This is a genomic window from Acidimicrobiia bacterium (assembly GCA_016650365.1).
Lineage (GTDB): Bacteria > Actinomycetota > Acidimicrobiia > Spongiisociales > JAENVV01 > JAENVV01.
Genome location: JAENVV010000164.1, coordinates 19,973 through 29,655 on the forward strand (window position 1 = coordinate 19,973; position 9,683 = coordinate 29,655).

Sequence of the window (9,683 nt, forward strand, 5' to 3'; positions counted from 1 at the left end):
AGCGAAGGACTGTGGAAAAATGTTGAAACGAATTATCGGCTATCTCAAGCAGCTGTTCCGTATGACCGCTGAGGCGGCCATGGATCCTGAGATCGAGATTGAGCAAGCGATCACTGAGGCCAAGAAGCGGGATCAGGCACTGCGGAACCAGGCCGCCAAGATCATCGCCCATCGGACCCAGCTCGAATCAAAAATCGAGAAGGCTGCCGACATGGTGGGGGAGTCTCGTGAGATGGCCAAGAAGGCCCTGTTGAAGGCCGAAGAGGCCAAGGTGGCCGGCCAGGACGATGAGGTAGTCAAATGGACCCAGGCGGCCACTGCTCAGGCCCTCAAATTGCAGGCTGCCGAAAACAATCTGAACGGGTTGAAAGAGCAGTACGAATTTGCGGTAACCCAATCTGATGACGCCAAGAAATCGGTTCAGCAGAACGCCATGCGGCTCCAGGAGCTTGGTGCCAAGCGGTATGAGTTGGTTGGCAAGATCCAACAGGCGAAGATGCAGGAGGCCGTTAACACCGCCGTTGAGTCCATCAGTGCGTCGATGGAAATGGAAGCCCCAAGCCTCGAGCGGGTCGAAGAGAAGATTGAGGGTCGTCTGTCGCAGGCCAAGGCGCGTGCTGAGTTGCGCGAGGCCACTCCGGAGGGCGCCGAGACCGAACTGCGAGAAGCGATCTCGATCGCCGGTGCCGATTCAAAACTCGAGGAGTTACGCGCCGAATTAGGCATCACCGAGTAACCATTTCCCCGGCCTCGCCCTGCCTTTCACAAAAGTCGGTACTCGTCTGGCTCTCAGGGCGGGGCGGCGCCCGGTATGTCGATCTCCAAGCGTGCCCCATTGCAGGTCCCGGACCCACGTGGCTGTTTAGACTCGGCAACGCCCTGCTGAGCGTCTGATCGGGAGTCTGATTATGCCGAAGAAAGCCAACCAGCTGTTACTTGCCGTTGGGTTGGTTTCGTTTGTTGCCACATTGGGTTTCTGGTGGCTTGGTACGTTGCCTGGCCATTTTGTGCCAGAGGTGGGCCGCGAAGTGTTCGGGAACATTGGCGTTCCACTCCAGGCCATGTTCTACATTGGTGTAGCCGGCTTCCTCGGAATCACGTTCTATTTGTTCTCGCTGCGAGCCGAGAACTGGCAGCGGGGAACAGCCGATAGACGGACCGGGCTGTGGAAGGAGCGCCTCAGGCGACTCGGTGGGGGCTTGGCGATGAAGACGCTGCTTCGAGATCGGGCGGCCGGGTTGATGCATTCGCTCGTGTACTGGGGCTTCCTGCTCCTGTTTCTTGGAACTGTCATCCTCGAGATTGATCACCTACTCCCGATCAGCTGGAAGTTCCTCCATGGCTCCACCTATCAGGTCTACTCGGCGACGCTCGATGCGGCGGCACTCGCCTTCCTCGGCGGGTTGCTCTGGGCCTTGGTTCGCCGGTATGGCCAACGACCCTGGCGCCTGCGTTCCAAGACGAAGCCGGAAGACGGTCTGATTCTCGGGGTTCTTGCCCTGATCGGAATCAGCGGGTTGCTGACCGAAGCCGCCCGGATCACGCTCATGGGGCGCCCGAACTTTGAGTTGGCTTCTTTTGTCGGATATCCGCTCTCGTTTGTGATTCCCGAATCTTCCGCCGCCGGACTTCACCAACTGTTCTGGATTCTGCACGCAATTGCGTTCCTTGGCTTCTTGATCGTGCTCCCGACCACCAAGCTGCGCCACATGGTTACATCACCGGCCAACATGTTCCTCTCGCCAACCGACCGCCCGAAAGGGGCAATGCGGCCGATCCCAAATCTCATGGAGAACGAGATCGAAACGATCGGGGCGGCGATCATCGAGGACTTCACGTGGAAGCAGATCTTCGATACGGATGCGTGCACCATCTGTGGGCGGTGTACGTCGGTGTGCCCGGCCAACCTGACAGGGAAACCTCTTGACCCCCGCGAGATGGTTCTCAAGGTCGGTGAGGTGGCTGCTTCGACCGCACCGAGACCCATAACGACACCCGTGAGCATGGTGACCGGGATCGGGATCGAAACTGCCTCGGTTTTCGAGCGGATCCATCCCGACGAGTTGTGGTCGTGCACAACATGCGGAGCTTGCGATGAGATCTGCCCGGTCAACATCGAGATCCTCGACAAGATCCTCGACATGCGCCGGTACAAGTCGCTCATGGAGGCTGACTTCCCCACCGAGTTGGGTAAGGCCTACGTGGCGATGGAGAACCAGGGCAACCCGTGGGGCCTGAGCCAGACCAATCGGGCTGACTGGACGAAGGCGTTGGAGTTTCCCGTTCCCGTGCTCGGCGAGGACGGAGTGGATTCAGCTGAATACTTGTTTTTTGTGGGTTGCGCAGGTTCCTTTGACGACCGTAACACCGCGGTCTCCCAGGCGACGGCCCGTTTGCTGCACGAAGCAGGCATTGATTTTGCGATTCTCGGCTCCCGGGAAATGTGCAACGGCGACCCGGCTCGGCGCTCGGGGAACGAGTACGTATACCAGCAGTTGGCACTTCAGAATATCGAGACCATGGACTCGTATGGGGTCACCAAGATCATCACGCAGTGTCCCCACTGTTTCAACTCGCTCGGCAACGAGTATCCCCAGCTCGATGGCAACTATGAGGTAGTCCATCACACCCAGATGCTCGCTGAACTTCTCAATGCCAAACGCCTCCGCACCAAGCCGTCTGGACCGAAGAGGACGGTTACCTACCACGATCCGTGTTACCTCGGGCGCCATAACGATGTGTACAAGGCTCCCCGCGAGGTGGTCATGGCGTCCGGCAACATCGAGTTGGTCGAGATGCCCCGTCATGGCACGAAGGGACTGTGTTGTGGAGCCGGTGGGGCGCGCTTTTGGATGGAAGAGCAGATCGGCAAGAAGATCAACATTGAGCGAGCTGAGGAAGCGTTGGCGACGGGCGCCCAGGAGGTAGCCGTATCTTGCCCCTTCTGCTACGTCATGATCGATGACGGTGTCAAGGAACTAGGCCGTGACGATGTGGTGGTGCGGGATGTCTCCATGATGATGATGGACTCTCTTGAGCGATCCGGAGATCCCGAGCCATAGTCAAAGTCCTTGAGGCATCCGCTCCGGGCGCCGAAATATAAGGGCATCCCGTAGATCGACGGATTGATGGCACTTTCGGAGACCGAAAACAGATGGACCTCGCGCGTCTGGCAGGCGCGCCTCCTTCGTTTGCTCATCTTCTTGGCGCCCGTCGGGGTCGCCGTGGCTGCGGCCATCCTGGCAGCACAGTTTCTACCGCACACCGATACGACGATTGGCGTAATCATCTGGTGGGCTTCCCTGGTCGGTATCGCCACCTCCACGTTGCTGCTGGTCGATCGGCTGGCCAGGCGTGCGTTACCGCTGGCGATCCTCATGCAGATGACGATGCTTTTCCCCGACAAAGCGCCCAACCGGGTAAAGATGGTTCGCAAGGCCGGGTCGGTCAAGCGTATGGAGGAGCGACTCGAAGCCGCCAAAGCTGCCGGGGAGGATGATGTTGCGGGCAACGCGGAAAATGTATTGGCATTGGCCGGGGCTCTCAGCGCCCACGATCGACTGACCCGCGGCCACGCGGAGCGCGTGAGGGTCTTCGTCGACCTCATCGCCGAAGAGTTGGACCTTGACGATGACGATCGGGACCGGTTGCGGTGGGCATCCCTACTGCACGATATCGGCAAGCTCGACGTTCACCAGGAGATCCTGAACAAAGACGGGCGACCTACCGAGGAGGAGTGGGAGGAACTCCGCCTGCATCCGACGTTCGGCGCCGCCCTGATCGGGCCGTTGGCTCCCTGGCTGGGTGATTGGTCGCTGGCGGTCGAGCAGCATCATGAGAAGTATGACGGGACCGGATATCCCCACGGGCTGGCAGGCGAAGGCATTTCGTACGCCGCCCGCATCGTCGCGGTGGCCGACGCGTATGACGCGATCACGTCGGCCCGGTCGTACAAGACGCCGATCAGCGCCCACACGGCTCGTCAAGAATTAGCCCGGTCGGCCGGAACCCACTTTGATCCCGCCATTGTGCGGGCGTTCATGAGCATTTCGCTCGGCAAGATCCGCTGGGTGATCGGGCCGGCTTCCTGGTTTGCCCAGATCCCATTCATCGGTGGGTTGGAGCGGATCGGACGGGACCTTTCCATTCTTGGCGTGGCGCTGCTCACCGTGTTCGGGGCCGTTCGCGGTGGAATCATCGACGTGCCGGAAGCGGCCGACTCGATCCCGGTAACGACCGTGGTCGCCCTGGCTCCGGGCAGCGGGAGCGGCGGGGTGACCGGATCAGATGACCCAGGTGACGCCCCGATCGCCACCACATCGACATCGACCACAACGACATCGACCACATCCACGAGCACTCCCGCCGTGACCACCACAACCTCCACGAGTCCGGCCACGACAACGACCACGGTTCTTCCAACGACGACAGCGGCTCCCCGGACGACCACGACCACGGTGGCCGCGCTGCGAGCACCGACTGCCGGCAACGACCTGGCAACTACTGCAGAGGACGTGGCAGTCACGGTGCCGGTATTGGACAATGACTCTGATCCTGATGGGGACTCACTCGTGGTTGGTGGCTATGACGTTCGGACTGCGTTCGGGGGCGACGTTGTGTGCGGCCAAACGTCATGCACGTATTACCCGGCCCTCAACTTCAATGGGATCGACAGTTTCGGCTACGTCGTATCGGATGAGAAGGGTGGCCTCGACAATGGGAACGTGACAGTTACAGTGACTCCCGTGAACGACGCCCCGGTCGCCAGGGCCGACAGCGCATCGACGACGGCCGGGAATGCGGTGGTCATCTATGTCCTCACGAACGACTCTGATCCCGAGGGGCAGCAACGATCCATCGGTGCGTTCGATGCCTCGTCGGCCCAGGGTGGGACGGTTTCGTGCGACGTGGCCTGCGTGTACTCGCCGCCGGCTGCTTTTTCAGGTACCGACACGTTCAGCTACACCGTGGCGGATCCCGCCGGCCTCACCTCCACTGCCACCGTCACCGTTACCGTCAACTGACAGAGCCCGCCTCTCCAGCCGTCCGCTAGCTCTCAACCCTCCAGATCACAGCAGTTCGCGGGGCGACGGCGAGTCGGGTAGTCGTCCCGTCGCTGCTGATCCCGCCATCACCGTACAGAGTCGTGAACGTCGTCCCCATCGCCTCTTGCACGGCGGCCGAGTGAGCGGCATAGCTGGCATTGACTGCCACCAGTATCCGTTCGGTTTCGTCAGCCCGCTCGATGACATACAACTCGGGACCGACTGGAAGCGTTCGATACGACCCGGTCCGGAGGGCCTGGTGGTCGTGGCGAAGCCGAATGAGCGATCGGTGGGTTTCGAGAGTCGTCCGGTTCCACGTGTTCTCGTCCCAATCGAACCCGGACCGATTTTCAGGATCCCTCCCCCCGGTCAAGCCGACTTCTGACCCGTAGTAGATGCTCGGAGCGCCCGGAAATGTCATCTGAATCGCCACCGCCAATTCGACGGCGATCGGATCGTCTGCACACAAAGTGAGCACTCTCGGGACGTCATGACTGTCGAGCAGGTTGAGGTTTGTCAGGGTGGCCGACCAGGGATAAAGACCGATCAGATTATTCATGGCGTCGGAGAAGGATTGCCCGTCGAGCGCCGGGTGGAGCGGGTAGTTGAGATCGGTCGTGAGGTGACGGGGAATGGAGTCGCCGGCGACGAATGCCAGGGTATAGCCCGTGAAGAGATAGTTCATGGTTCCGTCGAACTGGTCGCCTGATGAGATCCAGTTCGAGGCGTCTTCCCAGATTTCCGCCACGATGTAAGCCTCGGGGTTGATCGCCCGAACCCTCTCCCGGAACTCCTCCCAGAAACCGGGGGTGGTGATTTCCTGGGGGACGTCGAGGCGCCAGCCGTCAATGCCTCGTGTCACCCAGTACTCGGCCACCTGCATGAGGTATTCGCGCACATGGGGCGTCCCGGTATTGAGCTTGGGTAATGCCGGCATGCCCCACCACGCGTCGTAATTCGGAGTGCGGCCGAATGCATCAACCGGGAAGGAATGGAAGTGATACCAGTCGACATACGGCGACTGTTGTCCGCTCTCAACGACGTCCGAGAACTGGAAGAAGCCCCGGCCGGTATGGTTGAACACCCCGTCGAGTACGACCCGGATACCCCGATCGTGGCAGGCGGTGATCAGTTGGTCGAAGATGTCGTCGTCGCCGAGGAGCGGGTCGATCCGGTAGTAATCCCAAGCGTGGTATCTGTGGTTTGAGCCGGAGGCGAATATGGGGTTGAAGTAGAGGGCGTTGATGCCGAGGTTGACGAGATAATCGAGGTGCTCGATTACGCCGAGCAGGTTGCCACCCTTGTAACCGTGATGGGTTGGTGGAGCATCCCAGGGCTCCAGATTCGGTGGCTGTTCCCATTGGTCCGAGGAGGCGAACCGATCAGGAAATATCTGATAAAAGACGGCATCGGCGACCCAGGCAGGAGGTTTCTCGAGAGACATGCAGCGGGGAGGTTACTCGGTTCCGACGTGCGGTTATGCTCCATCACGATGATTGGATACCAGGGCGAGCCTCACTCGAATAGTTATGAAGCCGCGGTGTCGATGTATCCGGACCGCAAGTCGGTCGGCTATCACAGCTTCGCCGAGGCATTTGCGGCGATCGCAGAGGGCTCTGTCGAACTTCTCGTGATGCCGATTGAGAATTCGACTACCGGCAGCATCCTTCCGGTACTCGATCGACTGGTTGGGGGCGGATTGACGATCGTTCGCGAGTACTTGTTGGAAATCCATTATGCATTGCTCGGTCTTCCCGGTGCCGATGCCAACCAGGTGACCACCGTTCATTCCCACCCCGAGGCGCTTCGCCAGGCTGAGGGTGCCCTCGTGACAGGGGGGTATATCGCCATGCCGGAACATGACACGGCCGGAGCGGTCAGATTGGTTTCCGAGCTGGGGGATCCTGGTCATGCCGCCCTTGCCCCGACCAAGGCGGCGGCCGCTTACGGCCTGGAAGTGCTTGCCGAGGGGGTGGTTGATCGCCAGCACAACACGACCCGATTCGTCGTGCTCGCCAGAGGCGAGTCTCCCTTTGCGCAGGATGCCAACAAGACCTCGGTCGCGTTTGCCGGCGCTCACCGGCCAGGGGCATTGGCGCTGGCCCTCACAGAGTTGGGCCTCCGTGGCGCCAACCTGACGAGGATTGAGTCCCGGCCGGGCGATGAGGCCTGGCAGTATCGTTTCTTTGTCGACCTGCTGCACGAACCGGGCAGAGCCGGGTTCGATCGCGTGTTCGACCCGATGCCATCGGCGATGGAGTCGGTCCATCACCTTGGCACGTATCCGTCAGCCCGGTAACGGCTAACCAACCAGCGGCGCGAGTTGCTCAAGGAGCCCTTCGGGGGGTGGTTCGGCTCTCACCGATGCCTGGCGGATGGCTGGCTGGTATGGGACGAGGACCCGTGGTTCCAACCCGAGAGCATGGCGGGCCGTTCGTACCATGTCGTCAGGGTCCGTAGGGGTCCGGTTCAGCAAGACCATCGGCGGCGGAGCCGTCCACCAACGAGCCAGGGCGGCTGCTCGGACCAGGCCAATCGGGCTGGCGTCACAGACCAAAATAGTGTCGGTTGCCACCTCAAGGAGGGGGTCGCCCTCGTCCGGTGAGCCTCCATCGACGATGATGTGGTCGGCTCGGTCCCTGGCCGCCCACAGAACGTCGCGCCTCATACGCGCCTGATCGATTGTGTGTCTGAACGTGCCGGCCAGAACCTGGATGTTGCCGAACTTCTGGATGGCGGCATCGGGTACTACCCCGCGGGACCGGATCGTATCGATGGCTTCATCGATGTTGGGGCTGGGAGGCATACCAAGGCGAAGGGCAATTGACGGCGAACGGTGATCGAGGTCGATGAGGAGGGTCGAGGTTGACCGACTGAGTAGACAGGCGATGGCCACGGCAGATTCGGTTCGACCCGGGGCACCGGCCGGCCCTGAAACAACGGTGACCCGGGGGCCGAACGCGGGTGGAGATGGAAAGGTGCTGAGGCTGCGGGCCATCGCCAACAGCACCTCGGGTCTCTCGACGGAGCTGAGCACGGCGTCGGCTCCAGCCTCTTCGAACAGTCGTTTGCCGGGCCGGTCTGTCGGCGGGTGGATACCTATCACCCTGATCCCGCGTGCCAGCCAGTCCTTGATGCAGGCGGGGGTCATCCAGGCCGTTTCTGAACCACCGATGATGACATCTACGTCCCGGGGAACATCGCCCGGATCGTAGGCCCGACATACGAGCCGTACGCCGCCCGAAGTTCTGGCCATGTCCGCAAGCCGAGCTTCCCATGGCTGGGCGGTCAACACGGTCGCCACCCGGGGTCGCATGTCAGCTATGGAATCGGCAGCTGACCACATGATTCAGATCAACGTAGGTCTCGGTGCGCAGGTCGGTAACGACTATGTGATCGGCGCCAACTGCCACCAGATGACCCGAGAACGTCTTCCCGGTGGTCAGAGTGATATCGATGGCTTCGCTTCGGTCTTCAGCTTCCAGGAGTCGGTCGCGTATGGTGCGCCGTCGACGGAGCGTTGCCCGAGCCGCTTGTTGTTCGGCGACGAGCACCGAATCGAGTTGGTGTCGAAGGGTACGCGAGATTTCCACGAGATCGGGGTGTCGAAGCGGATCCATGATCCTCCCAGTTGGCGACGTTAGGTATTATAAACTATCGTAATATCCTGCCAATGCCGAGCCTACACCAACAAATGTTTTCGCGTTCTTACCGTCGGCGGTCGGGGGTTGGTACCGTGATGGGCGTGACGACTCAGCCTTCCACAACGATTGAGGACTCGAAGGTCACGACACCCGTCTGGCAAGTGGTGGTGTGGGACGATCCCGTGAACCTCATGGTCTACGTGGTGTATGTGCTGCGCACACTGTTCGGCTATCCCAAAGACAAGGCGACCAAGTTGATGCTGCAGGTGCACAACGAGGGCCGGTCCGCAGTTGCTTCAGGGCCTCGCGAGAAGATCGAGATGGACTGCCACCGCCTCCATAGGTTTGGTCTCTCCGCCACCATCGAGCGAGCGTGAGCGAAGCATTCGGTCTCGAACCAGGCGGGATCAAGGTTCAGTTGGCCGGATGGCAGATCGTCTTACTCAAGGATGTCATCGAGCTGGTTGAGGCATCGGGTGACGACCCGGCTCTGCCGGTGCGTGCGTACCCGGACGAGCCCGAAGAAGATGCCCAATATCGCCGACTTATCGAGTCCGAGCGCTGCCAGGCCAGAGCGGCTGACCAATCGGCCGTGAGCCTGACGCTTGACGCAGCCGCCGAGGGTGTCTTTCTCAGTCGGGCCGAGGCAGAGGCATGGCTCCGGGTTCTCGGCGAAAGCCGGTTGCTCATCGCCAGCCGGTTGGGGGTGGTCGACAATGACTGGGAAGATGACGAAGACAGTGAAGAATTGGCCGTTCTTCACTACCTATCCTGGCTCCAGTCGAGCCTGGTCGAGATCCTTTCGGACGAACTCCCGGACGGCGGCAGCTAGCCGCAACCGTCCGGGAGATCCCGATGTCGTCAATCCGACTAGGCCTCGCCGGCTACTGGAAGCGGATTTCCTTTGACGCTGGAGCCGACCTCGTGCTCAAAGATCTCTGCTTCGTGTTCGGCCGGCATGAATAAGGCGACCAGAACTGCACCGAGGAGAGCA

General features: G+C 60.8%; 9 protein-coding genes. 6 read left to right on the forward strand and 3 right to left on the reverse strand.

Annotation, left to right across the window (positions count from 1 at the left end):
- Window positions 1-19: 19 nt before the first annotated feature.
- From JJE47_10145 to JJE47_10155, 3 genes are all read left to right on the forward strand, one after another.
- Entirely contained in the window at window positions 20-736 is a 717-nt protein-coding gene (locus JJE47_10145) for a PspA/IM30 family protein (protein MBK5267782.1), read from the forward strand.
- Between the two features lie 172 nt (window positions 737-908).
- The gene (locus JJE47_10150) at window positions 909-3,062 is read left to right on the forward strand and encodes a 4Fe-4S dicluster domain-containing protein (protein ID MBK5267783.1); all 2,154 of its coding nucleotides are present in this window, start codon (window positions 909-911) and stop codon (window positions 3,060-3,062) included.
- 66 nt (window positions 3,063-3,128) lie between these two features.
- Window positions 3,129-5,024 carry a tandem-95 repeat protein gene (locus JJE47_10155; protein MBK5267784.1) on the forward strand — a complete coding sequence of 632 codons (1,896 nt, stop codon included), beginning with the start codon at window positions 3,129-3,131 and terminating at the stop codon, window positions 5,022-5,024.
- Window positions 5,025-5,049: 25 nt separating this feature from the next.
- Here the strand turns inward: JJE47_10155 and JJE47_10160 are convergent, their stop codons facing one another.
- Window positions 5,050-6,489: a glycoside hydrolase family 13 protein gene (locus tag JJE47_10160; GenBank protein MBK5267785.1), complete on the reverse strand. Its 1,440-nt coding sequence runs from the start codon at window positions 6,487-6,489 to the stop codon at window positions 5,050-5,052.
- Window positions 6,490-6,537: 48 nt separating this feature from the next.
- On the opposite strand from JJE47_10160, the gene JJE47_10165 reads away from it, so the two are divergent.
- Window positions 6,538-7,344, forward strand: a complete 807-nt coding sequence (locus JJE47_10165) for a hypothetical protein (GenBank protein MBK5267786.1) — start codon at window positions 6,538-6,540, stop codon at window positions 7,342-7,344.
- A 3-nt stretch (window positions 7,345-7,347) separates the two neighbouring features.
- Here the strand turns inward: JJE47_10165 and JJE47_10170 are convergent, their stop codons facing one another.
- Window positions 7,348-8,391, reverse strand: coding sequence for a hypothetical protein (locus JJE47_10170; protein MBK5267787.1), 1,044 nt, complete (start codon window positions 8,389-8,391; stop codon window positions 7,348-7,350).
- Window positions 8,363-8,665 carry a hypothetical protein gene (locus tag JJE47_10175; protein ID MBK5267788.1) on the reverse strand — a complete coding sequence of 101 codons (303 nt, stop codon included), beginning with the start codon at window positions 8,663-8,665 and terminating at the stop codon, window positions 8,363-8,365. The genes JJE47_10170 and JJE47_10175 overlap by 29 nt, the downstream gene beginning before the upstream one ends.
- A 119-nt stretch (window positions 8,666-8,784) precedes the next feature.
- Here JJE47_10175 and clpS point away from each other — a divergent pair, with 119 nt between their 5' ends.
- A complete protein-coding gene (gene clpS / locus JJE47_10180) occupies window positions 8,785-9,066 on the forward strand; it encodes an ATP-dependent Clp protease adapter ClpS (GenBank protein MBK5267789.1) in 282 nt (93 codons plus the stop codon).
- Complete coding sequence (locus JJE47_10185) at window positions 9,063-9,521, forward strand: DUF2017 family protein (GenBank protein MBK5267790.1); 459 nt, start codon at window positions 9,063-9,065, stop codon at window positions 9,519-9,521. Before clpS ends, JJE47_10185 begins: the two co-directional genes overlap by 4 nt.
- Window positions 9,522-9,683 lie beyond the last annotated feature (162 nt).

Coding starts and splice junctions, on each gene's coding strand:
- JJE47_10145 (MBK5267782.1), top strand. CDS start 20: ATGTTGAAACGAATTATCGGCTATCTCAAGCAGCTGTTCCGTATGACC.
- JJE47_10150 (MBK5267783.1), top strand. CDS start 909: ATGCCGAAGAAAGCCAACCAGCTGTTACTTGCCGTTGGGTTGGTTTCG.
- JJE47_10155 (MBK5267784.1), top strand. CDS start 3,129: ATGGCACTTTCGGAGACCGAAAACAGATGGACCTCGCGCGTCTGGCAG.
- JJE47_10160 (MBK5267785.1), bottom strand. CDS start 6,489: ATGTCTCTCGAGAAACCTCCTGCCTGGGTCGCCGATGCCGTCTTTTAT.
- JJE47_10165 (MBK5267786.1), top strand. CDS start 6,538: ATGATTGGATACCAGGGCGAGCCTCACTCGAATAGTTATGAAGCCGCG.
- JJE47_10170 (MBK5267787.1), bottom strand. CDS start 8,391: ATGTGGTCAGCTGCCGATTCCATAGCTGACATGCGACCCCGGGTGGCG.
- JJE47_10175 (MBK5267788.1), bottom strand. CDS start 8,665: ATGGATCCGCTTCGACACCCCGATCTCGTGGAAATCTCGCGTACCCTT.
- clpS (MBK5267789.1), top strand. CDS start 8,785: ATGGGCGTGACGACTCAGCCTTCCACAACGATTGAGGACTCGAAGGTC.